The organism is Thioalkalivibrio sp. HK1, assembly GCA_000583135.1.
Classification (GTDB): domain Bacteria; phylum Pseudomonadota; class Gammaproteobacteria; order HK1; family HK1; genus HK1.
Map to the genome: position 1 here is coordinate 1 of JFBG01000100.1, position 24,779 is coordinate 24,779.

Sequence of the window (24,779 nt, forward strand, 5' to 3'; positions counted from 1 at the left end):
GCCACCGGCACCTTGGATACCGGATCAGGCCGCCGCTTCGAGTCTTCGACCTCATGGATTGGAGTGTTCATCATCGTTATATCCTTGACAGTTCGGGTTCGTCGTGCCGGCACCGGCATGGCTTTTCGCGGTGAGCCGATTCAAAGTCTCATGCCGGGCGAATTTTTTCTCGCACCGGCAGGCTGGATCCGGCCCTCATTTCCACGACGGAGGAGATTCAACGCCTTTTGCGAGGGAAAAGCAAGCGAAAAAAGCGCATGATCGTCAGCAAGTTGTAGAGAAAACGCATGGCGGTCCACCTCTTGTTATCCGGTTGTCGAGGGCAAGATGCCGTGCCTAGCGCATATTGCGGGCTCATGACTTCAAGAAATCTCGGCATGATGATACCACCATCCACAGGTTTTACGGACGATCCGATCCGTGTTGGTATTTCGATCCTGTGGGGTGATGGTTATGGAATCCGCCCTTTCGATCGCTCTTTTCCGTAGGATCAGATACGTTTATGACATCAGGATGCCTGATTCACCTGCTTCCTCGCAGCCATGAGATGATCATCGGATGCCGGATCTTCCTTGCACCGATAGAGATCGACAAAGCCCGCCGGATTCGAAATCCATGCGCTGTCATGTCGCGCTTCGGTGCCGGCGGAAGCACATCGGGAGCATTTCGAAGATCCGACCGATAGAGACTCGCATTGCGGTTCATGGCACCACTTCATATGGCACCACTTCATAAGAAAAGGGAATCGTTTTTCGCCGACATTTCCGATGATGGGGAGGCGAGGATGCGGCCCGCCCATTCCCGCTTTTTGAGATGAACGAGCAACAGGGAGATGGCTGCCGGAGTGATTCCGGCTATCCTTGATGCTTGCCCTACCGATGCGGGGCGATATCGCTCGAGTTTTTCGCAAACCTCGGCGGAGAGTCCGCGCACCGAACGATAATCCATATCGTCGGGGAGGGCGCGATCTTGGTGGGAGCGGCTGCGCTCGACCTCCTCTTTCTGCCGTTCGATATAGCCATCGTAGCGCGCCTGAATTTCCAGCTGGGCCATGACGGATTCATCCTCGACCCCGGGGCCGATTCCTGCCACCGCCGCCAATGACCGATAGGTGGTTTGCGGCCTTTTCAATAAATCGAAGACCGAGCAATCGCGCGTCAGCGGGGCTTCCAAGATTTCCTCCAAGGCTCCGGCGCAAGAGGAGGCGGGGCCGACTCGCAGTTTTCGAAGGCGCTCTCGCTCATCGAAGATACCCCGTCTTTTGGCTTCGAATTCCCGCCATCTTGGATCGTCGATGAGCCCCAAATCGCGCCCGCTCGGGGTCAGGCGCAAATCCGCATTGTCCTCCCTCAACAGCAGGCGGTACTCGGCCCGGCTCGTGAACATGCGGTAGGGCTCTTTGGTTCCGCGGGTGATGAGATCGTCCACCAAGACGCCGATATAGGCCTCGTCCCGACGCGGATACCAACTATCGAGATCGCGGGCGCGGCGGGCGGCGTTCACACCGGCCAACAATCCTTGCGCCGCGGCCTCTTCATAGCCGGTGGTGCCGTTGATTTGCCCGGCGAAGAAAAGGTTCGATACCCGCTTCGTCTCCAACCACGGGCGCAGTCCGCGGGGGTCGAAGTAGTCGTATTCGATGGCATAGCCCGGACGGGTGATATGGGCGCGCTCGAAACCGGGGATGGTGCGCACGAATTCGATCTGCACCTCGAAGGGCAGGCTGGTGGAGATACCGTTGGGATAGACCTCGGCAACGTCGAGCCCTTCCGGTTCGATGAAAATCTGGTGGGAGGTGCGCTCGGCGAAGCGCATCACCTTGTCTTCGATCGAAGGGCAGTATCTCGGTCCGGTGCCGTCGATCACCCCGGTATAGATCGGGGAGCGATCCAAGGCCTTGCGGATCAGGTCATGGGTGCGCTCGCAGGTGTGGGTGATGTGGCAAGGCAGTTGCGAAGGGTGCCATGAGCGATCGCCGGAAAAGGAGAAAACCGGGCGGGGATCGTCCCCCGGCTGAATCTCGAGGCCGGAGAAATCGACGCTTTTTTTGTCGATGCGCGGCGGGGTGCCGGTTTTCAAACGTCCCACCTCGAAGCCGCGTTCGCGCAGGTTCTTCGCCAAGGCTTCGGATGGCGGATCCCCCGCCCGCCCCCCGGCATGGCTTTCCAATCCGACATGAATCCTGCCGCCGAGAAAGGTGCCGACGGTCATCACCACGCAAGTGGCTTGGATGATGACTCCGATGCCGGTCTTGACGGCGCATACTCGATCGTTCTCGATGACGAGATCGACCACCGATTGTTGGAGGATCGAGAGGTTTTCGGTGCTTTCGAGGGTCGATCGGATATGGCGGCGGTAGAGTGCCCGGTCGATCTGGGCCCTCGTGGCCCGCACCGCCGGACCCTTGCGGGCGTTGAGGGTGCGAAAATGAATGCCGCAATGGTCGGCGGCGACCGCCATCACCCCTCCGAGGGCGTCGATTTCCCGTACCAAGTGTCCCTTGCCGATGCCGCCGATGGCGGGATTGCAACTCATCTGCCCCAAGGTCTCGATGCTTTGGGTCAGCAGCAGGGTATGCGCCCCGGCGCGCGCCGACGCAAGCGCCGCTTCCGTGCCGGCGTGGCCGCCGCCGACAACGATCACATCGAATCTCCGGTCGTAGTGCATCGGTGCTCTTCTTATGGATGGTATTCGCTATGGGTTTTCAAGGATCGGGGGCGGGCGGGGCTTGCGATGAATGGGGCTTTCGACGATGCGAGCCCCCAAGGGAATATCCGAGGACAGGGCCTTCGAAGGAAGCCGGATGGCCGCGCTTGCGCTCTTGGTGTTCAAAAAGCGCCGTTTTCACTCGGCTATCGATGGCTTATGAATGATCGCTCGTTCGATCGCAAGGCAACGATGCGGACAGATACGCCGCTTTGCCAGATTCTTTTCCGATTGCCGGATATCTTACAAAAAATCGCCCGCCTGCAAGATGGAATCCACTTGATATCCCCGAAGGCAAGAGCATGGTTCATGAAACGATTTCATGCCATCGCTTTTTTCCGATCAAAGGTTTTTCTTCGAAAAAACAATCCTTTGCATGAAATGAAAAGAGAGGGCGGCGGCTTTTTTGCTTCGTCGATGATGAAAATCCCTTGCCATTTAGTTGAATTCATGCTATGTGAATCATATCTATCGATCATGGATCGGCATGGTGTCGATCCGACATACCGGAGATGACTCATGAGCGATGCGACAAAAGGAGCGACGATGGCCGGGGGTGGCGCTTTGGCCGGCGCTGCGATTCCGGCGGTTGTGGGCAAGATGGGCTTGGCCGTCGGCGGGACTGCGGTGGCGGTGGGGGCGGCTCCGCTTGCCGTTGCCGGTGCGGTTGCCGGTTTGGCGCTCTTCGGGATTTCCAAACTATTCTGATTGAGCGTTTCAGGATATTTTCGGGTATCGGCGCCCCGGATGGCCTCCCCGTCGGGCTATCCGGGGCGATGTTCGGGGGACGATGATCTTTATAAGAATCTCCTTTAGGAAAATCTCTCGATGGGAGTCGTTATGGCACTTGCATCCATTGACATGGCGAAGGTATCCGATAAAGTGGGCGTATCGAATGCATGCCGATAAACAATTCCTTTTATAGTTTATGGATTTTTTTCGTTTTGATATCGACTCGGATTTATCGTTTTTCCGATATGATTTTTCCAATGAGATAAATCAAGGCTATCTTATCGGGCGAGGCTATAGTTTCGACTTCGTTCATTGATATTGATATCAATATCGATATCGGCGTTGATATCGATCTCGAAACCCTCATTCGAATATCCGATCCGAATGAAAGTATCGACCCCTATCGTATGGAAGGCCTCCCGTCGGAATCTTCAATATCGCATGGCGAGCAACCGATACCGAGGTATCGATGTCGAAATTCAGGCACACGAATCGAGGGTGATCTTCATCGCCTAAAGGGAACGCCTCTCCTTGCCGGGTGCCGGCAACCCGCCGGCGATTCGATGTTGATTTCACCGGCCGGATCGGGATCCATCGGCAGGAGTGATGAGAGGCGATGGCGATATGATAAAATCACCTGCGAATGAGCGATTCGCTTTTCCGGATAAAGCCGTTGGAATGCGGCACCGGACACCCCGATATCGAATACCCGAACCATTTCAAAGAGCCCGTCGATGGCATCCACCGAGAACGCAAGAGACCTCGATACCTTTCAAGGTCTGATCCTCACCCTACAAGAATATTGGGCGGAACAAGGTTGTATTTTGCTGCAACCCTTCGATATGCAAGTGGGGGCGGGTACCTTTCACCCCGCCACCTTCTTGCGCGCACTCGGCCCCGATCCTTGGCGGGCGGCCTATGTGCAACCCTCCCGCCGACCCGCCGACGGTCGCTACGGGGACAATCCGAATCGCTTGCAGCATTATTACCAATATCAAGTGGTGATGAAACCGGCGCCGGATCATGTACAGGAGTTATATACCGGCTCTCTGGTCGCGATCGGGATCGATCCGTTGGTGCACGATATCCGCTTCGTCGAGGATAACTGGGAATCCCCTTCCCTTGCCGCTTGGGGTTTGGGCTGGGAGGTTTGGCTCAACGGAATGGAGATCACCCAGTTCACTTATTTTCAACAAATGGGCGGGGTGAAATGTCGGCCGGTGATGGCGGAGATCGCTTATGGCTTGGAGCGTCTTGCGATGTATCTGCAAGGGGTCGACAATGTTTTCGATCTGGTCTGGACGAAGGCGAAAGGCGAAGGATCGGTACGCTATCGGGATGTCTTTCATGCAAGCGAATATCAACTTTCTTGCTATAACTTCGATCTCGCCGATATCGACATGTTGCGAGAACGATTCGATTCCTATGAGCGAGAATGCATGAAGCTATCGACCCTCGAGAGCACCTCGGATGATGCTTCGGATCCGTCCCGTCGAGATAACGAAGTCAAGGGATTGTCGCCCGGAAAGTTTCACCCCTATCCCGCCTACGAGCAACTGCTCTTGGCTTCCCATACCTTCAATCTTTTGGATGCAAGAGGGGCGATTTCGGTAACGGAGCGGCAAAGCCATATCTTGAGGTTGCGCACCCTTGCCGAGGGGGTGGCGAAGTGCTACTGCCTTTTATATCCATCGGATGACGATGGGGAAGGATCGAGACGGGGCGATCACCTTGAATCTTTGGAGCACGAATCTTTGGAAAAGGCGCAGGAGAGCGATCGATGAAGCCACGCACCTTATTGGTGGAGATCGGAACCGAGGAGTTGCCCCCCAAGTCCTTGCGTTTGACGAGCGAGGGTTTCGCCGCCGGTATCGTGGCCGAACTCGACGCCGCCGGATTCGACCACGGCGAGGCGATCGCCTATGCCACCCCTCGCCGCCTTGCAGTACGAATACCTTTGGTTCCGGCGGTGTTGCCGGATCGAACGATCGAACATCGAGGGCCTCCTTTCGATCGCGCCTTCGACGAAAAAGGCAACCCGACCCCGGCCGCTTCGGGATTCGCCAAATCCTCGGGGGTGGCCATCGACGAGCTGATCCGGATCGACGGTGAAAAAGGCAGTTGGCTCGGATATCGCAGCCTGCAAGCCGGAGCGAGGCTCGATCAATCGATCTTGGGGATGGTCGAGCGCGTGCTAGGACGCCTGCCGGCGGCCAGGCGCATGCGATGGCAGGAGCATGAATTCGAATTCCTGCGTCCGATTCGATGGATCGTATCGATGCATGGCCCGGATGTGATCGAAGGAACGCTATTTAGCATCCCTTGCACCAACGAAACCCGCGGACACCGTTTTTTATGCCCGCAAGGTCCGGTGATCGAGGATGCGGATTCCTACGAGGAGATTTTGCTCGAGAAAGGAAGGGTCGTCGCCGACTTCGACAAGCGCAAGGAAATGATCTTGGAGCAGGCAAAAAGCCAAGCGCGCGATGCCGGCGGGGAGGCGCTGATCGACCCGGATCTCTTGGAGGAAAACACCGCTCTCGTCGAATGGCCGGTGGCGATTCGCTGCGATATCGGCGACCTGCCCTCGTTTCGCAATCTCCCCGATGCGGTGATCATCGCCAGCATGCAAGGGCATCAACGCTATTTTCCGGTGGTGGAACCCGCCGCCGAGAGCGGGGGCGAAACCGGCCCGCTGATGCCCTGTTTCATCGCCATCAGCAATATCGATAGCCCGCATCCGGAAAAGGTGCGCCAAGGGAATCTGCGGGTGATCCGTCCCCGCTTGGAGGATGCGGTCTTCTTTTTGAATAACGACAAGGGGCGCAGCCTTGAATCGCGGCTGGGCGATCTCCAAGATGTCGTCTTCCACGCTCGCTTGGGCACCTTGCATGACAAGTCGAAGCGCTTGGAACGCTTGGCGGGCATCATCGCAAAGAGGATGCTCGGCGAGGGGGCGGGCAGCGATGCGCACGATCTTGAAATGGTCGAATCCGCCGAGCGGGCGGGGCTGCTTGCGAAATGCGATCTCCTGACCGAGATGGTCGGTGAGTTTCCCGAACTCCAAGGAGAGATGGGCGGCGAATATGCGCTGAACGACTCTGCGCTGAACGACAATCGGCCCGCCGGCTCCCCCGAAAGGGAAGCCGTGGCATCGGCGATCCGAGAATCCTATCGGCCGCGCTTTGCCAAAGATTCCATCCCCGCAACCGAAGCCGGACAAGCGGTGGCGCTCGCCGACAAACTCGATACTTTGGTCGGGATCTTCGCCATCGGACAGGCCCCGAAGGCCGACAAAGACCCTTTTGCCCTTCGTCGGGCCGCGCTCGGGGTATTGCGCATCCTGATCGAGGGGGAGATCGATCTCGATCTCGAATCCCTTCTCATCGCCGCCAAGCAAGGTTATCCGGAAGGGCTATCGCGCGCGCCCGGGACTTCGAAGAAGACGGCGAACAAGACCCAAGCGAAGAGCGGGATCGACGAAAGCCGAGGCGATGGCGCCCCCGGGCAAGGATCGGATCGGATTCGCAAATCCGACCCCGACAATCCCCTGCCGCAGCTGCGGAAATTCATCTTCGACCGGCTGCGAGCCTGGTTTTTGGATCAAGGAATCCCCGCCGACGTCTTCAATGCCGTTCACGCACGCTTCGAAGAAAGGAGCGAGGAGCCCAAAAGACCCTTCGATTTCGCCTGCCGGGTCTATGCGGTCGATGCCTTCCGGCGCCGACCCGAAGCCGCCGCCCTCGCCGCCGCCAACAAGCGCATCCGCAATATCCTGCGCCAAAGCGAGCGACCCCTCCATGGATTCGAGACGAAACCGAAGGAATCCCTCTTTTGCGAACCCTCGGAACGGGCGCTGGCCAAGGCGCTCGATGCGATCGAACCGTTGGCGATGGAGAGGATCGAAAAGGGCGATTACACCGCAGCCCTTCACCATCTGGCTTCGCTGCGCGACAGCGTCGATTCCTTTTTCGACGATGTGAAGGTGATGGACGAGGACGAAGCCCTGCGCAACAACCGACTGGCCCTTTTAGGGCGCATCGCCTCTTTGTTCATGGAAACGGCGGATATCTCCTCGCTGCAATCGACCGGCGCATGATTTGCAGGTCCATGGGCCACCGATCGCCTCCTCGGGGTGGGGCTTGCCTTTGCGGGATTTTCGGATGGCATCCTTCGGGCGATCAAAGCTTGGAGCGTGTTTCGTCGACTATCGATACCGCCGGAAAAACCGTGCCCCCGAACTTACGATCCGGATCGATGATCCGGATCACCGCCATCGATCAGTGATTGCAACGTCCATGCACCCATCCACGTCCTCGCCGAATCCACCGGCAAATCAGGCGAATCGGGCAGATGAGCGATCGTTGGATGACGATCGATCGCGCTCGACCGGTCCAAAGCGAGCGATCACCGCCAAAGTGGTCATCGGCTCCTGCGCCTTCGCCTTGGGGCTGGTGGCATCCACTTTCTTTTTCGCAACGCTGGTCCCCATCGCCGTCGCCCTGCCCTACCGTCTGCGCTGGCGGATCATCACCCAGTGGTGCCATTTCAACATCCGTTGGCTTTCGCTCACCTGCGATGTGCGATACGAGATCGAGGGCCTTTCCAATCTACCCGCAGAGCCCGGGGTCGTTCTCGCCCGCCATGAATCCGCTTGGGAAACGCTCGCCCTGCAACGCTGCTTCGCCCCCCAGGCTTGGGTGCTCAAACGCGAGTTGCTGTGGATTCCGCTATTCGGCTGGGGCTTGGCGACCTTGAATCCGATCGCCATCGACCGCCGCAATCGTCGGCGGGCGCTCAAAAAGGTGATCGAGGAAGGAACCAAGCGACTGGAGGATGGCTGCTGGGTGGTGATCTACCCCGAGGGAACCCGCATGGCACCGCAGGCGAAAAAGCGCTTCGGCTCCGGCGGCTCGAAACTTGCGATCAACGCCGCAAGGCCGGTCATCCCCGTCGCCCACAATGCCGGCGACTGCTGGCCCCGCAACAGTTTCTTCAAATACCCCGGCACCATCCGGGTGGTGATCGGCAAGGCGATCGATACCCGAGATCGCAAGCCCGAGGACATCACCTCGGAGGCCCAAGAGTTCATCCACGCCACCATGAAAGAAATCAGGAGCCGCAACCGAAGGCGATGAGCGCAACACTCCAAGAGCGAAATGATCCGATCATCGCCTCTTTTTATATTTCGAGAAGCGAAGGGCGCCCTTTCATCGTTCGTTTGTCTTTCGATTAAAAGTGAAGTGCCTGTTCAAGATGGATTCTCCCTTCCAAGTCACCGATAGTTCGAGGTGCACCTCGTAGCCATCTGGTTGTGCGCGCATGCGTAGCAGGCTTCGGATGCGGGCGGTGCCGTCGGTGCGTCTTATTTCGAAGCGATGATCGATGATGGATTTTGCGGTACTCGGATCGCCGTTGCGTATTGCATGGTCGGCGGATGTTTCGAAGGCGAAGTCGAGGTCGAGATCGTCGAATCTCATCGAGCGATGGGGTTGATGCCACCTCGAGCGGACCGTGCCTTTCGGCTTCACCGACAGCGTTCTTTGCAACTTGCCGCTCGATATGAACTCGCAGCTCTTGTTCTCGGAAAGGTCTTTGGGAAAAGGCAAGGGCCGGGGCGAGCGATGAAGGGGCGGGGGCTTGGGCAGCGATAGAAGCGCCCCCTTGGTTCGAATCCGCACTTCGACGGGTTTTGGCACCGGCCAAACCAAGGGCCAATAGGATGCGCCCAAGGAGAGTCGGATGCGATTTTTCGGTTTGAAACGATAGGCCATTGCGGGAAAAACGATGCGATAGGGGGTGGCCTTCGCAGGCAAGATATCGCGCGGGCCATCGAGATCGTCATCCAACCCCAGGCAAAGAACGGTTCGGGTGACGAGGCTGGAGCGTCCATCCGGATCCACCTCGCAAAGGCGACAGGCGATTTGTGCCGGCAGCGCATCGAACTCGATATCCACCGAAAGCGAGGCGTGACCTAAGAGATCCAAGGCTTCGGTCAAAGGCGAGGTCTCGAAGCATCGAGCGCGGGCATCGTCGGGTGCCTGATCCAAAGGAAGTCCGCCGACTCGCCCGAAATATCCGGTATCGCCGGCGCATTCGCCGTGCCGAAGATCGAAGGGAATGACAAGGCTCGTATCCTTCTCGGGCATAAAAGAAGATAGCCTCCCGCCGCCGACGGCGCCGCCAAGATCGACGTTGCCCGAATCATCGTCATCGAGATAAAAGCGGTTCGCCTCGACCTCATCAGGTGCCCGGGCGGGAAGATCGAAGGCGATCCATCGCCCGTTTCGCCGAAGCAGGCGATTTTGCGGGGGATCGAATTCGCGCCTCCACAGCTGCACCGAAGGCCAGTCGATATCGCTTGGGTCTTCCGACTTCAACCAATGATCCCACCATTGCAAAGCCAAGTCCTGAAAGCCGATGGCGGGGCCGGGCTCGCCCTGATCGGGGTAGTGATGCCCCCACGGGCCGACGATGCCCCGACACAGATCCGGGCGGGATCGGACCAAGCGCATCACCGAATTCGAATAGCGATCGGACCAGCCTCCGATCGCCAAAATCGGACACTTGAAGCGATCCGCTTGGAAGCGTACCGAGCCGTGGCGCCAATATGCCCCCCGCCGGTCGTTTTTCGCCCATTTTTCAAAGGCAAATGAGGTCTTTCGAAGGCGGGAGCGCCAAATCTCCATCCACCTTTTGCCCAAGGTCGCCCTATCCGGGGGGCAGGCCAATATGGCCGGTAAGGTGGCGCCCCATTCAAGGCTATCGGTCAGCAGGCAACCGCCCATCCAGTGGATATCGTCCTCGAAACGGTCAACGGTGGCGCAGTTGGCGATGACCGCTTTCAGCGCGGCGGGGGCTTCGATGGCCGCTTGCAAGGCGGCGGTACCGCCCCAAGAGGTGCCGAACATTCCCACGCGCCCGTCGCTCCAAGGTTGAGCGGCAATCCACTCGATCACGCAGCGGGCATCCTCCAACTCGTCATCGCCATACATATCCGGCATCGCGCCTTCGCTATCGCCGGATCCGCGCATATCGACCCGAAGGCAGGCGTAGCCGCGGGATGCGAAATAGGGATGGTTCCGCTCGTCCCTGGCCCGCACCATATCGCGCTTGCGATAGGGGATATATTCGAAAATCGCAGGGCTCGGGGAGTCGGCGGGCAGCCAGATCCGCGCCGAAAGCCCGACGCCATCCGGCATCGGTATCCGGCAATGCTCGATTTCGAAAATGGGCTTCGAAGGTGGCACGGGCTCGTCGATGGAATGCAAGGGATGGGGAGTTCGAGTTCGAGTTCGAGTCCGATATCGATGTCGGTCAATCCGACTTCGGTCGATCGCTTGATAAGCAATTTCCGAAAAACTTCCGATATAAGGGAATTTTATGGCAGCATTCGCTTCATGGAATCGCGGCGGGCGATGCCCTGTATCGAATGCGACCCCATCAACGCTCGATACGGCGTATTCGAAAAAATCCGCCTTCCGGTTGCGAGCAGTATTCGCGAACAGCATTCGCTGCCGGTATCCGCACCGATCGACACCGTGAACGAGCCTGCATATCGCGCGCACCGATGATCGACCGAGCGAATCGGATTCACGATATTCGAAGGTTGCCCAATCATCGAAAGCCTCCGACACGATTCGCATCGACGAGCCGCTCATCATGAGAGCATCGTGAAAAGACAGGCCCGCGCTTGGCATCGGCACCGCTTCCGAAGCGCTCGCAAGAACGATCGAGAGCGCGGACTTCGAAACCATCCATCTTCCATGAGATACAAAGGGAGGAGCATCCATGACCATGGGATTTTCGAATCTATCGAGGCGATCGTTTCTCGCCGCCGTCGGGGCCTTCGGGGCGGGAACGATGGTCGCCCCCCGCTTCGCCCTCGGGGAAAACGGGAAGGTCCTGACCATCCGATCCTATTCGGATCTTCAGATCCTCGATCCCGCTTACAGGCTGTCCTTGCCCGAGGACGATATCATCCGCTCGATCTTCGCCCCGCTGGTCATCCCCCAAGCGGGCGATGTTTGGGGGTGGAAAGGCATCGCGGTCGAGAGCATCGATCAACTCGACGATCTGACCGTGGCCTTCACCCTCAAAGACAATATCGGCTTTAGCGACGGCTACGGTCAGATGAGCGCCGAGGATGTGAAGTTCTCGATCGAGCGCATCGCAGACCCCGCCAACGAAAGCCCCTATGCCGGCGACTGGGACGCGCTGAAAGAGGTCGAGGTCAAGGACCGGCTATCGGGCCTCATCCACCTGAAGAATAAATTCGTGCCGCTTTGGACAACCACATTGCCGACCCCGGCCTCGTGCATTTTGTCCAAGAAGGCGATGGAAGAACTGGGCGAGAAGATCACCACCCGCCCGGTGGCGCAATCGGGGCAATATCTGCTGGCCGACTGGCAACCCAAGCAAAAGACCGTTTTGAAGCGCAACCCCGACTGGGCTCACGAAGCGGGCGGGTTCGAGGAGATCCATATCATCCCGATCGAGGATCCGGCGACCGCGGAACGAGGCTTCGAGGCGGGGGATCTGGATTACACATGGACCTCGGTTTCGTCGCTGCCTCGGCTTCGGGAAAATCCGCCGCCCGGATCGGTGGTATTGGAAAAGCCGTCATTGGCCTATGTCTGGCTGGGGATGAACCGGGATAACGAGAGCCTCAAAGATCTGCGCATCCGCCGCGCCATTCAGCATGCGATCGACCGTCCCACCGTCGTCGACGGCGCCTATTTCGGGGCCGCCGGGGTGGGCAACGGGATCATCGCCCCGGGGCTGCCGGGCTCGAGAGACAGCGTGACCTACGACTACGATCCGGATAAAGCCCGCGCCTTGTTGGACGAAGCGGGGGCTTCGAACTTGCGCCTGACGCTCGATATCTTGAACCAGTCGGAGCGTTTGACCGCCGCGCAAGTCATTCAGGCCAATCTGGCCGATGTCGGGATCGCTTGCGAGATCAAGCAGAACGATTCGGGCACTTTCTGGACCTTGGGCTCCAAGGACGGCGACTATTTCTTGGATCTGCAACTGGTCCTGAGCCGCTTTTCCATGCAGCCCGACCCCAGCTGGGCCACCGTGTGGTTCACACCCGAGCAGATCGGGGTCTGGAATTGGGAGCGCTTCGACAGTGCCGAGTACAAGGCCTTGCACGATCAAGGGCTCGAAGAGGACGATTTCGCCAAGCGGGATGAGATCTACAAGAAGATGCAGGCGCTGATGGACGAAAGCGGCTGCTATGTCTTCCTCACCCACGAAGTGGTGGGGGCGATCCATCGAGACACCATCTCGCCGGGCTTGAAACCGAACGGAGAATCGCTGCTCTCGGAGTTCGAACCCGCCTGATGGATGCTTGATTTCGAAAGCGCCCGATTTCGAGACCCACGACGAAGAGGAGCGGCCCTGCCCGGATCGGGGCCGCTTGAATCCACATCCTGAATTACACCCTCAAGCGTTTGGGGCTGGCGGTGGCCATCGTTTCGATGGCCATGTTCATGTTGTTTTGCATGATCTACCTGATCCCGGGCGACCCGGCAGCGGTTGCCTTGGGGCCGCGCGCCACCGAAGCGATGCGCGAGGCGCTGCACATCAAGATGGGGCTGGACCGGCCGGTCTGGGTGCAGTTTCTGAACTTTTTCACCGACGCATGGACCGGGGATTTGGGGCGGGAGGTCCTATCCGACCGGCCGGTGCTCGATGTGGTGATGGAGCAGCTACCCCATACCCTGATCCTGATCGCCGGCGGTATCGGCTGGTCGGTGGCTTTGGGGATCCCGCTGGGGGCCTGGGCGGCATTGAAACGAGGCAGTCCGGCTGAGAGGATCATCGGCATTGCCTCGGTGGCGGTGATCGCGATCCCCTCGTTCGTGATCGCGATCTACGCCCTGCTCGTCTTCGCCGTTCACCTGCGCTGGCTACCGGCCATCGGCGCCGGGGAGCCCGGTGATTTCAAGGACCAAGCGATGCACCTGATCTTGCCCTCCCTCGCCGTGGGCTTGGGATGGGTCGGCTACATCGCCCGGATGGTGCGAGCCTCGATGCTCGAAGTGCTCGAGGCGACCCATATTCGCACCGCCCGCGCCTTCGGTCTGCCCGAACGCATGATCACCTATCGCTATGCCTTGACCATCGCCATCTTGCCGACCGTCACCTTGTTGGGGGTCGGTATCGGCCACATGCTCTCATCCGCGGTCTTCGCCGAGATCGTCTTTGCCCGTCCCGGGGTCGGAAAACTCGTCTACGACGCCATCTTGACCCGCAACTATCCCTTGGTCACGGGGGGCGTGCTGGTGACCACGGTGCTCTTCGTTCTCATCAATCTCTTCGCCGACCTTGTCGTCGGATCGTTGGATCCCCGTGTTCGAAGCCGCTTCTGATCGCAAGCCCGCTTGGGTTTCGGCCGTCGGCCGCATCCTGCGAGAACCGATGGGCGCTTTGGGCATCGCCCTCGTGGTTCTCATGGTCGCCGGGGCGATCTTCGCCGACCTTCTCAGCCTCTACGAGCCCGACAGGATTTCCCCGCGCGATCGCTTCTCGGCTCCGTCCATGGAGCACTTCCTGGGCACCGATCACTTGGGCCGGGATCTATTCGCCCGCGTCCTCCACGGCGGGCGCATCGCGCTTTCCGTGGCCTTGTCCTCGATCCTCATCTCGCTGATCATCGGGGTGGCGCTCGGCTTGGTCGCCGGCTACGGACCGCGCCGGCTCGATAACCTGATGCTGCTGTTGCTCGACTCGATCAAGAGTTTTCCGACCGTGATGCTGGCGCTGGCCTTGGTCACCTTGTTCGGTCCGTCATTGACGGTGGTGATGGTGGTCGTGGTGCTGGTCACCATGCCCGGATATGCAAGGATCATCCGCACCCAAACGCTGGCCTTGAAAGAATCCGAATTCGTGACCGCCGCGATCAGTTTGGGAGCGGGCACGCCGCGGATCCTGCGGGTGCATATCATGCCCAATGTCATCGGCCCGCTCCTGATCCTGGCCTCGATGGATATTCCGGTGGTGATCGCGATCGAGGCCGGAATGAGTTTTCTCGGCTTGGGCGTGCGCCCCCCGACCCCGAGTTGGGGGGCCATTCTCAATGATGGCTACGCCGCGATCAGAGAGAGCCCGTGGATCGTCGTCGCCGGCGGACTGCCCATCATCATCACCACCCTCGGATTCACCTTCTTGGGCGAAACCCTGCGCGATGTCTTCGATCCCAGACTCGATACGCGCCGATGATTCGATACTGATTGCCGACCATGAGCCTGCCGACCGTGAACCTGCTGACCATCCGCGATTTGAATGTGCGTTTTGCCACCGAGCGCGGAGAGCTCCATGCCTTGCGCGATGTCGGCCTCGATATTGGAAAGGAGCGAATCGTCGGCATCGTCGGCGAATCGGGTTGCGGGAAATCGACCTTGATCAACGCCATCTTGGGGCTGCTGGCGAATAACGGTCGGATCGATGGCGGGCGAATCCTCTTCAACGGCCGTGACCTGACGCGCCTTGATCCCAAGTCCATGCAGGCTCTGCGCGGCATCGAGATAGCGACCGTCTTTCAAGATCCGATGGGGGCGTTGAATCCGGTGATCTCGGTGGGCCGACAGATGCGCAATATCCAGTACCGTTCGAGTCTTCGCAACAAGGAAAAGGATGCGCGTTCGGTGGCGATGCTGCAACGGGTGCGCATCCCCGATGCCAAGCAGGCGCTGCACCGCTTCCCCCATGAATTTTCCGGCGGGATGAAACAACGGATCGCCATCGCCATGGCCTTGATGATGGAACCTGCGCTGCTCATCGCGGACGAACCGACGACGGCCCTCGATGCCACGCTCGAGGTGGCCACCATCGATCTGCTGAAAGATCTGCAAGCGGGCATCGGCTGCTCGGTCCTGTTCATTTCCCACCATTTGGGCGTGATCGCCGAGCTGTGCGACGAGGTGGTCGTGATGTATGCCGGGGAGGTCGTCGAGCGCGGCTCCACCTCGCAGGTATTCAACCACCCGAACCATCCCTATACGGCGCGCTTGCTCGAATGCGATCCGGCGCGGCAAGCAAAGCGCACCCGCCTTTTGCCCACCATCCCGGGAGAGATCCCCGATTTGCGGCACCGGCCGCCGGGCTGCATCTTCGCCTCTAGGTGCGCTGATCACAGATCCGCTTGCCAAGCACCGCCACCGGAAATCGAGGTCGATAACGGCCATTTCGCACGCTGCATCCATGCCAGGCATCATGACGAAAATTCTCGAAGTCGAAGACCTTGAGGTCGCCTTTCGCATCGGCCCCGCTTTTGGCATCGGGCAACGCAAGGAGTTGCTCGGCGTTGCCGGGGTGGGTTTCGATCTCGATCCCGGAAAGACCTTCGCGCTGGTGGGCGAAAGCGGATCCGGGAAGACCACCTTGGCGCGGGCCGTCAACGGATTGCAAGCGATCTCCGCCGGGCGGATCGTCTTCGACGGACAGCGGATCGACGACCTCGATGCGCGCCGGATGAAACCGCTGCGCCTTCGCATGTCGATGATGTTTCAAGATCCCGTCGGCTCGCTTTCGCCAAGGATGAAGGTCGGCGATCTGGTGACCGAGGCCTATCGCATTCACGGCATCGATGTCGACTTTCGCGCCGAGACCGAGCGATTGTTGTCGCTGGTCGGATTGAGCATGGATGTCACCGACCGCTTCCCGCATCAGCTATCCGGCGGTCAGGCGAGGCGGGTCGGGGTGGCCCGCGCCATCGCCTTGAACCCCGAACTGATCATCGCCGACGAGCCGACCGCCGGTCTTGATGTCTCGATCCAAGGCGAGGTTCTGAATCTGCTGAACGATCTGCGGGAAAGGTTGGGGCTGGCGATGATCATCATCACCCACAATCTGCATGTGGTGCGCCACGTCGCGGATCGGATGGCGGTGATGTATCTCGGGCGCTTCGTCGAAATCGGCCCCACCGACGAGATTTTTTCCGCACCGGCGCATCCCTATACCGCAGCCTTGTTATCCGCCAACCCCGAGCCGGATCCGGATAGAGCCAAGGATCGCATCGCCCTGCCGGCCGAGGTGCCCTCTTTGCTGCACCGCCCGGAGGGTTGCGAATTCCACACCCGATGCCCTTGGGCGCGCCAAGACTGCGGCGATGAGATCCCCGAAGCGGTCATCGTCGGGCAGCGCCGGGTCGCCTGCCGCTTTCCGCTCGAACGAGGGGAAAGACCCCCGGCCGATTCCCCCACCGATCCCCCCACAAAATAGAGAGGCGAAATGATCGAAGTCATCGAAACCGTCTGGATCGAGATGCCGGATGGGACAAGGCTCGCTTCGAGGCTGTGGCTACCCAAAGGCGCGCGGGAAAATCCGGTGCCTTGCATCTTGGAATACATCCCCTACCGCCGCCGCGACCGCACGCGAGCGCGAGACGAGGCCGCCCACCCCTTCTTCGCCGAGGCGGGTTATGCCTCGATCCGGGTCGATCAGCGAGGGAGCGGGGATAGCGAAGGGGTGATGTTGGATGAATATAGCCATATCGAAACCCAAGACGGGGTCGACGTCATCGCTTGGATCGCCGCTCAGGATTGGTGCGACGGCAATGTGGGCATGTTCGGAAAATCCTGGGGCGCCTACAACTCCTTCCAAGTGGCGGCGAAGCGCCCGCCTGCGCTCAAGGCCATCGCGCCGGTCATGGGCACCGACGACCGCTGGCTCGAAGATATCCATTTCTACGGCGGGGTTTTGGCGAGCGACAACTTCTGGTGGGGCTCGATCATGCAGCTCTACAACGCCATGCCCCCGGATCCCGAGATCGTGGGCGAAGATCGCTGGCGCCGGATGTGGAAAGAGCGGCTCGAAGCGATGACCTACTGGCCCGCGCAATGGCTGGGGCACCAAACCCGCGATGCGATGTGGCGGCGGGGCTCGATATCGGAGAACTACGACGATGTGCAGATCCCCGTCTATTTCTTCGGCGGTTGGGCCGATCTCTTCCGCGACACCCCCTTTCGCATCGCCGAGAAACTCAAAGGCCCCCTCAAGGTGATCGTGGGTCCGTGGGCGCACCTCTATCCGCACGAGGCGATCCCCGGACCCAAGATGGATTTCCTGGGCGAACTGATCCGGTTTTGGGATCACACCCTCAAAGGCATCGACACCGGATTGATGGACGAACCCCCGCTTCGCTTCTACCTACAAGACTCCGTAGCGCCTTGCGGATATCACACCACTCGCCCGGGACGGTGGGTCGAGGAATCGATCTGGCCCTCGCCCGATGTGAAGCAGAGAACCCTTTGGCTCAACGAGGCGAGCTTGGGGCTCGAACCGCAAGCGGGCCGGACCATGAGCGTTCGCTCGCCTCAAACCTTCGGCTCATCGGGCGGGGATATGTGCTCCTTTGCCATCTGCGGCGACATGCCCGGGGATTGTCGGATCGACGCCGCCGGGGCGATGTGTTTTCGCACCGAACCCTTGCCGGAGGCCTTGGATATCTTGGGTCAGCCGATGCTGCATTTGCGCATCGCCGCCGACCGAGCGCAGGCCTTCGTCGCCGCCTTGTTGATCGACGAGGCCCCCGACGGGGGGCAAAACCTCATCACCCGAGGGTTTGCCAACCTGATGCACCGAAGATCCGACGAGTCCCTCAAGCCCGTGGTGCCCGGCGAGATCATGGAGATCACCGTGCCCTTGCACGGCATCGGCTACCGGATCGAAGCCGGGCGGCGACTGATGGTGCAGATCGCCTCCGCCTACTGGCCCATCCTGTGGCCTTCGCCGAAATCGGTGACATTGGCGATCGAGCCCGGCCGTTCGCGCTTGGCGCTCCCCTTACGCGATCCGGTCGATGACTCCCCTCGCCCGCTGCCCGAACCCGACCCGCGGCCGGGCAAACCCCCGGTGATCGAAGTGCGCAAGGGATCGATGGAGCGATCATTGCACCGGGACTTGGCAACGGGAGAGGTTCGCGCGCGATTTTTCCTCGACGGCGGCGTCTTCGGCCCCGTCGGAAGGGTGAGGCTCGTCGATACCGGCACCGAGATGGGCGATATCTCGGATCGGATTTACCGCATCCATGCCGATGATCCTTTGTCATGCCGGGCCACGATGACTCAGCAAAGCCTGTTCGAACGAGGCGAGTGGCGGGTCCGGATCGAGACTTGGGCGCAAATGACGGCCACCGAGACCGATTTCCTGATCAAGGCATCGGTCACCTGCTTCGACGGCGACGATCGATTCCACCATGTCGACTGGGAGCACGCGATCCCCCGCAACGGTATGTGAGCCGAAGACCATGGACGATATCCGCATCAAGACCGACTTTCCGCGCAAGGTGCGCGAGATCGAAAATACTTGGATCCCGATGCCCGACGGCACGAGGCTGGCGGCGCGGATCTGGCTTCCTCAAGACGCAAAGGACGATCCGGTTCCGGCGATCTTGGAATATCTGCCCTACCGCAAGCGCGACGGCACGGTCGAGCGCGACGCCCTCACCCACCCCTACTTCGCCGGACACGGCTATGCCGGGGTAAGGGTCGATATGCGCGGCACCGGAGATAGCGAGGGGATCTGCTTGGGCGAGTACCTGCCCCAAGAACAAGAGGACGCTTTGGCCATCATCGAATGGCTCGCCGAGCGGAGTTGGTGTTCGGGCAAGGTCGGCATCATCGGGATCAGCTGGGGCGGGTTCAACGGTCTGCAAATCGCCGCCCGCCGGCCGCAAGCGCTGGGGGCGGTGATCTCCCTTTGTTCGACCGACGATCGCTACGCCGACGACATCCATTTCATGGGCGGCTGCGTCCTCGGCGACAAGCTGAACTGGGGGGCGACGGCATTTTCCATCGTCAACACGCCTCCGGATCCGGCGATCGTCGGCGAAGAGCGCTGGCGCACGATGTGGAAAGAGCGCATCGACAACAACGGTCTATGGCTGCTCGACTGGTTCCGCCACCAACGGCGGGATGCCTTCTATGCCCACGGCTCGGTCTGCGAGAACTACGCCGATATCGAGGTCCCCGTCTACATGGTCGGAGGCTGGATGGATGGCTACACCAATGCCGTTTTTCGCACCCTCGAACACCTGCCCGGACCCAAAAAAGGCTTGATCGGACCTTGGGCGCATCGATACCCCCACTTCGCCGAGCCGGGGCCGCAAATAGGCTTCCTCCAAGAATGCCTGCGCTGGTGGGATCAACACCTCAAGGGGATCGACACCGGCATCATGGCCGAACCCGAACTTCGAGCCTGGATGCAAGAGCCCGCTCCGCCTGCACCCTATATGAAGCACCATCCGGGCCGTTGGGTGGCCGAGCCCGCTTGGACGGGCACATCGGTGGCGGTGCAATCCCTTTATCTGCGAGATTTCGCCTTGTCGGATAGTCCGGCGGATAGTCCGGCGGATAGTCCGGGAGATAGCCCGGCGGGATCTTCGTTGACCATCGCCTCGCCGCAAACGGCGGGGGCTGCGGGCGGTACGTGGTGCGCTTACGGAATCGTCCCCGACGGACCTTTGGATCAACGAGGCGAGTTAGGCTCGATGATGTCCTTCGATACCGATCCGCTCGAAGAGGATATCGAGCTGTTGGGCTTTCCGATGCTCCATGCCGATTTCACCTGCGATGCCCCGCAGGCGAATATCGTCGCCACGCTCTCGGTGGTCGACGAAGAGCGCCGCGCAACGCTGATCAGTTTCGGAGCATTGAACCTGACCCATCGCAACGGCCATGCCTCGCCCGAAGCGATGGTGAAGGGGCAGACGGTTCCGGCTTGCGTGCAGCTCAATGCCTGCGGTCAGCGGGTGGCCAAAGGACAGCGCCTGCGCCTGTCGCTGGCGAGCGCCTATTGGCCGATGATCTGGCCCGGCCGAAGCGCGGCGACCTTGACCCTTGAAAACACCCGGATCGATCTGCCTTTGCGCCACCGGCGCGATATCGATCGCTCCTTGAAGCCGTTTTCGCCGCCGGAGGGCGCAGCGCCCTTGGAGAGCGAAACCATCTTGGTTGGCGGCTATCGGCGTCGGCGCATCGTCGATCACGTCACCGGGATCGAAACCCTGGAAAGAATCTCCGATAGCGGGGCGAAAAACCATTTACACACCGGGATCACGGTGCATCACATCAATCGCGAGACCTATCGCATCCACCCCGACGATCCGCACTCAGGTACGGGAACGCAGCGTTGGAGCAAATCCTTTTCCCGCGGCGATTGGCAGGCCAAGGTCGAGACCATGGTCTCGGTTCGGGCGCTGGCCGATGTCTGGCGAATCGAGGCCGAGCTCGAGGCGAGGGATCGAGATGGCATCGTGGCCGTGCGCCACTGGAGCGAGGACATCCCCAGAGATCTGGTCTGATTCCCGGTCGGGCAAAAGATCCGAAAAAAGAAAAAAGCGGAGAACCACGACATGGGCGCATTTCCCGCATTCCCTCCCGATGCCAAGACTCATGTATTGAACGCCGGCGGCGTTGTCATGCGCGTGGTGATCGAAGGCGAGGGCCCCGATGTGGTCTTCGTTCCGGGGGGCGATCAGACCGCGGAGGCCTATTCCGAGCTATTCGCCCGCTTGAGCGATCGCTTCCGATGCCTCTCCTACGACCCCCGCGGGGCGGGGCAAACCCGTTCGCCCCCGGCTCCGTGGACCATGGCCGACTATGCAAAGGATTGCGCGGCGGTGATCGACGCCTTCTGCGACGGATCCGCCGTCGTCTGCGGCTTGTCCCTCGGCGGATTGATCACGCAGCAGGTGGCCATCGATTTCCCCCACAAGGTGAAAGCGGCGATCCCGATGGGAACGGCGGCCCGTATCGACGGATTCACCCGGGATTGGATGCAGGCCGAGATCGACCTGCGCCGAGACGGCATCACCCTGCCGGATTATTTTTTGGCGCCCCATTATGCGGCCTTCGCCTTTCCCGCCAAGGCGCTGCACGACCCGAAGTTATGGGAGCGGATCAAACCCGCCTATACCGAGCGCTTCGCAAATCGCTCTCCCGAAGACCTGATCGACCAATGGCAGGCTTGTTTGGATTTCGATTGCCGAGAAGGGTTGAAAACCTGCCCGGTACCGATGCATGTGATCGGCTTTTCCGAGGATATCCAGACCGCTCCTGCGCTTTGCAAGGTCGTTTCCGATCTGGCACCCAAGGGCGTATTTCACGAAATTCCGGGGCTCGGCCATGTCTCCATGAGCCGACATCGACCCGATGCGGTGGCCGCCAAAGTGCGAGAAATCCTCGACACCGTGACCTGCGAATGACGGGGAACGATCATGCCCAGGATTGCCATCGCCGGTTTCCAGCACGAGACCAATACCTTCTCGCCGACCCCGACCGGATGGAAGGAATTTTGCATGGCCGATAGCTGGCCCGGGCTGCTGCAAGGGCCCAAAGTCATCGACGGCACGAGAGGGATGAACTTGCCGATCGCCGGAGCGATCGAGGCCGCGCGCGCATCCGGGCAGCCCATCGAGCTGATCCCGATCCTGTGGTGCGCTGCCGAACCGGGCGGTGCGGTCACGGACGAGGCCTTCGAGCGGATATCGGGCATGATTTTGGAGGGCATCGCCGGTGCCGGTGCGCTCGATGCTATTTATCTGGATCTGCACGGTGCGATGGTCACCGAAAGCCTCGACGACGGCGAGGCGGAACTGTTGGCTCGCATCCGGCGGATTACGGGATCGGGGATGCCGATCGGTATCAGCCTCGATCTGCATGCGAATCTATCGCCCGATTTCGTCGAGAATGCCGGTCCAATCACGATTTTTCGCAGCTATCCGCATCTCGATATGGCCGATACCGGCGCGCGCTGCATGATCGAGATCTTGAAAAGACTGAACGGTGCCCCGCAATTCGCCGCCTTCGAGCAAATCCCCTTCTTGGTTCCGCTTCACGCCCAAAACACCGGGATCGAGCCTTGTCGAACGCTTTATCGATCTTTGGATGAGCTGCCCGCATCGCCGGATGAATATGCCGATATCGCCATGGGTTTCACCGCCGCCGATGTGCCGAACTGCGGGCCGTCCATCGTGGCCTATGCCAAGACGAGGGCGCGGGCCGAAGCGCTGGCAAGGGATCTATTCGAACGATTTTGCGCCTGCGAAGGCAAATTCGACACCGCTCTTTTTAGCGCGGACGAGGCCGTGCATCGGGCGATATCGATGCAAGGGTCGGGGCCTGCGGTGCTCGCCGATGTGCAAGACAACCCGGGAGCCGGGGCGAGCGCAGATACCACCGGACTTCTAAGGGCGCTGGTCGATGGCGGCGCACAAAGGGCGAGTACCGGGAAAGAACCCGGATTTATCAGAGCCCTGCTCGGAACGATGCACGATAGGAAGATCGCCGTCGACGCCCATGCGGCGGGGACGGGGGTGATCTTTTCCGGCGAATTGGGCGGCAAATCCGGCATTGCCGGCGATGGCCCCTTTATCGGCCGCTTCGAGGTGCGTGCCTTGAGCGAGGGAAGGATCCCCTATACCGGCGAAATGTATCGAGGCGGCATCGCGCAAATCGGCCCGAGTGCGCTGCTATCGGTCGAAGGGGCGAAACGGGAGATCCTCGTCGTCGTCAGCTCCGAGCGTACGCAGTGCTTGGATCTGGCGCTGTTCACGCATTTCGGCGTCGACCCCTTCGAGTTCGATATCGTTTGCGTCAAGAGCACGGTTCATTTTCGAGCGGACTTCGAAGCGGGCAGCCGGGCGATCTTGAATGTCGCCGCTCCGGGTTTGTTCTCGTGCGAGCCGGAAAAGCAGACCTTTCGAAGGCTGCGCAAGGGGGTGCGCATCGGCTCGTGCGGTAAGGCTTGAGCGGGAGGATTCGATCTCCCCTTCGAAGCGGAATCCGAAATCACCTGCCAAGACGGGTCATCGCCGCTTCGGTCAAATAAATTCCATGCTCTTTCGATGATCCGAGGGCTTTATAAGGATCGGATCTTGTCGATCGGTTTTTATCACCCGATGTCGATCAATCAGTTTGTGAATATCGCTCGATCCCTTGCGCTTTCGCCTCGGACACCAAGCGAGAGGCGATCGCTTGAAGGCTTTCGATCCGCTTTCCATCCACATCGAAGTTATCGGGGGCGAGCCAACCCTCGAATGCGTCTTTTCGGGCGGGCCATTCATCGTCGACGATCGAGAACCACGCGGTATCTCGATTTCGACCTTTATAGTGGCTTGCCTTGTAAAAAACACCCTCGAAGATGAAACCCAATCGCTCCGCCGCCGCCCTCGACGGGGCGTTCAGAGCATCGCACTTCCACTCGTAGCGTCGATATCCCAAGACATCGAAGGCATTTCGCATCATCAGATACATGGCTTCGGTGGCCATGGGCGTTCTTTGCATCGACGGAGAAAAGTGGATATGCCCGACTTCGATCGTCGCCTGATGGGGATCGATCCTTAAGTAACTCGCCATGCCTTCGGGCTTTGCATCTTCCCCCGATATCGTATAGAAAAGCGGATCCCGCTTCGATGCCAAAGTATGCAGCCAAGCGGAAAAGGCATCCAGATCATCGAAAGGACCGTAAGGAAGATAAGTCCAGTTGCGTCCGCTTTCATCTTCGGCAAAGGCTTCGAACAAGCCGGCAGCGTGCCGGTCGGGATCGAGTCTTAGCAAGGTGCAGTGGTGCCCTTTCAAAGGCTCGTCGCTCGGCAAGGAGCGAGGGGATCGATTCGAGATGGCGGGACCGATGGGTTGACCCAACGCATTGACCCTTGTCGCGATTTGCGGCCTATCGAGCCTTCTCGATGTCTTGCGATCGATGGATGAAGATTCTTTTTCGTTTTTTCTCGGCATCGAAGGGGGTCTCGAAGCGAACGGGGTGGGGATGGTGTCCGAAGATCATCGTGATCGATGCTTTTCGGTAGGTCCATGAAAAAGGAAATTCTATCGAAGGGCGATCCAAAGGATCGAAGAGTAAGGCATGGAAAAAGGTTTTTCGAGACATCCCGATGCTTCGATGGTTTTTTCGACCTCTCCTATCTTGAATGAAAACCCTGCCGACTCATCGCCTTGATGATCGACATGGTCTCGATAAGGGGAATTCCATCGAGTGGCGCCCGGAAGCGGAGCCTGTCGCCGATGGCTTTCACCCCTCGATACAAGAAAAGCGGGATCGCCCGAAGACGATCCCGCTCGATGCATCGAATATCGGATGTTCGAAAATCCGATGCCCTGCCCTTCACATCATCAATCGCAAGAAGGGTGGAAACACCCGTGGTTGCTCGCAAACACTCCGAAGATGCCGACATCTCGAATCACCGGGCTGTCATCGTCCGTCCCATTGAAGCATGCCCAAGCGTCCGTGCCGCAAATCGGCTGCGGGTCGCCGATGCGGATGTCGGCGATGAGCGTCGGTTGCTCGGTATCGAGCGAAGCCTCATCATCAGG

Annotated in this window: 18 protein-coding genes; 13 read left to right on the forward strand and 5 right to left on the reverse strand. The window is 59.8% G+C overall.

What is annotated here, in order from left to right; all coding sequences use genetic code 11:
• Positions 1-217: 217 nt before the first annotated feature.
• Positions 218-379, reverse strand: a complete 162-nt coding sequence (locus tag BF99_RS23165) for a hypothetical protein (protein ID WP_156013500.1) — start codon at positions 377-379, stop codon at positions 218-220.
• A 350-nt stretch (positions 380-729) separates the two neighbouring features.
• Entirely contained in the window at positions 730-2,667 is a 1,938-nt protein-coding gene (gene mnmG / locus BF99_RS0119400) for a tRNA uridine-5-carboxymethylaminomethyl(34) synthesis enzyme MnmG (protein WP_025772557.1), read from the reverse strand.
• Positions 2,668-3,225: 558 nt separating this feature from the next.
• Between mnmG and BF99_RS0119415 the strand changes: the two genes are divergently transcribed.
• The 4 genes from BF99_RS0119415 to BF99_RS0119450 all read left to right on the forward strand — a co-directional run bounded on the left by BF99_RS0119415 (position 3,226) and on the right by BF99_RS0119450 (position 8,576).
• A complete protein-coding gene (locus tag BF99_RS0119415) occupies positions 3,226-3,414 on the forward strand; it encodes a hypothetical protein (protein ID WP_025772561.1) in 189 nt (62 codons plus the stop codon).
• A gap of 758 nt (positions 3,415-4,172) precedes the next feature.
• On the forward strand, positions 4,173-5,222 hold the full coding sequence (gene glyQ, locus BF99_RS0119435; RefSeq protein WP_025772567.1) for a glycine--tRNA ligase subunit alpha: 1,050 nt from the start codon (positions 4,173-4,175) through the stop codon (positions 5,220-5,222).
• Entirely contained in the window at positions 5,219-7,537 is a 2,319-nt protein-coding gene (glyS, locus tag BF99_RS0119440) for a glycine--tRNA ligase subunit beta (RefSeq protein ID WP_025772569.1), read from the forward strand. Before glyQ ends, glyS begins: the two co-directional genes overlap by 4 nt.
• 265 nt (positions 7,538-7,802) lie before the next feature.
• Complete coding sequence (locus tag BF99_RS0119450) at positions 7,803-8,576, forward strand: lysophospholipid acyltransferase family protein (protein WP_197019233.1); 774 nt, start codon at positions 7,803-7,805, stop codon at positions 8,574-8,576.
• Between the two features lie 72 nt (positions 8,577-8,648).
• Here BF99_RS0119450 and BF99_RS21590 read toward each other — a convergent pair whose 3' ends face one another.
• A complete protein-coding gene (locus BF99_RS21590; protein ID WP_197019234.1) occupies positions 8,649-10,640 on the reverse strand; it encodes a CocE/NonD family hydrolase in 1,992 nt (663 codons plus the stop codon).
• Positions 10,641-11,229: 589 nt separating this feature from the next.
• On the opposite strand from BF99_RS21590, the gene BF99_RS0119465 reads away from it, so the two are divergent.
• The 9 genes from BF99_RS0119465 to BF99_RS0119505 all read left to right on the forward strand — a co-directional run bounded on the left by BF99_RS0119465 (position 11,230) and on the right by BF99_RS0119505 (position 23,197).
• Positions 11,230-12,786: an ABC transporter substrate-binding protein gene (locus BF99_RS0119465; protein WP_038099136.1), complete on the forward strand. Its 1,557-nt coding sequence runs from the start codon at positions 11,230-11,232 to the stop codon at positions 12,784-12,786.
• An 89-nt stretch (positions 12,787-12,875) separates the two neighbouring features.
• A complete protein-coding gene (locus tag BF99_RS0119470; protein ID WP_306700058.1) occupies positions 12,876-13,817 on the forward strand; it encodes an ABC transporter permease in 942 nt (313 codons plus the stop codon).
• Positions 13,798-14,667: an ABC transporter permease gene (locus BF99_RS0119475; RefSeq protein ID WP_025772578.1), complete on the forward strand. Its 870-nt coding sequence runs from the start codon at positions 13,798-13,800 to the stop codon at positions 14,665-14,667. The genes BF99_RS0119470 and BF99_RS0119475 overlap by 20 nt, the downstream gene beginning before the upstream one ends.
• Positions 14,668-14,687: 20 nt before the next feature.
• Positions 14,688-15,692 carry an ABC transporter ATP-binding protein gene (locus tag BF99_RS0119480; RefSeq protein WP_038099138.1) on the forward strand — a complete coding sequence of 335 codons (1,005 nt, stop codon included), beginning with the start codon at positions 14,688-14,690 and terminating at the stop codon, positions 15,690-15,692.
• A complete protein-coding gene (locus tag BF99_RS0119485) occupies positions 15,661-16,668 on the forward strand; it encodes an ABC transporter ATP-binding protein (protein ID WP_025772582.1) in 1,008 nt (335 codons plus the stop codon). Before BF99_RS0119480 ends, BF99_RS0119485 begins: the two co-directional genes overlap by 32 nt.
• Positions 16,669-16,677: 9 nt before the next feature.
• Complete coding sequence (locus tag BF99_RS0119490) at positions 16,678-18,684, forward strand: CocE/NonD family hydrolase (RefSeq protein ID WP_025772583.1); 2,007 nt, start codon at positions 16,678-16,680, stop codon at positions 18,682-18,684.
• 10 nt (positions 18,685-18,694) lie between these two features.
• A complete protein-coding gene (locus BF99_RS0119495; RefSeq protein ID WP_051482999.1) occupies positions 18,695-20,749 on the forward strand; it encodes a CocE/NonD family hydrolase in 2,055 nt (684 codons plus the stop codon).
• A 51-nt stretch (positions 20,750-20,800) separates the two neighbouring features.
• Positions 20,801-21,652 (forward strand): alpha/beta fold hydrolase, encoded by an 852-nt coding sequence (locus BF99_RS0119500; RefSeq protein WP_025772586.1) that lies wholly within the window; start codon positions 20,801-20,803, stop codon positions 21,650-21,652.
• 12 nt (positions 21,653-21,664) lie between these two features.
• The gene (locus BF99_RS0119505) at positions 21,665-23,197 is read left to right on the forward strand and encodes a M81 family metallopeptidase (protein ID WP_025772588.1); all 1,533 of its coding nucleotides are present in this window, start codon (positions 21,665-21,667) and stop codon (positions 23,195-23,197) included.
• A 157-nt stretch (positions 23,198-23,354) separates the two neighbouring features.
• On the opposite strand, the gene BF99_RS0119510 is transcribed toward BF99_RS0119505, so the two are convergent.
• Both BF99_RS0119510 and BF99_RS23585 read right to left on the reverse strand, forming a co-directional pair.
• Positions 23,355-24,092, reverse strand: coding sequence for a GNAT family N-acetyltransferase (locus tag BF99_RS0119510; RefSeq protein ID WP_197019236.1), 738 nt, complete (start codon positions 24,090-24,092; stop codon positions 23,355-23,357).
• A 486-nt stretch (positions 24,093-24,578) separates the two neighbouring features.
• A partial coding sequence (locus BF99_RS23585; RefSeq protein WP_038099141.1) for a hypothetical protein occupies positions 24,579-24,779 on the reverse strand: 201 nt, incomplete at its 5' end.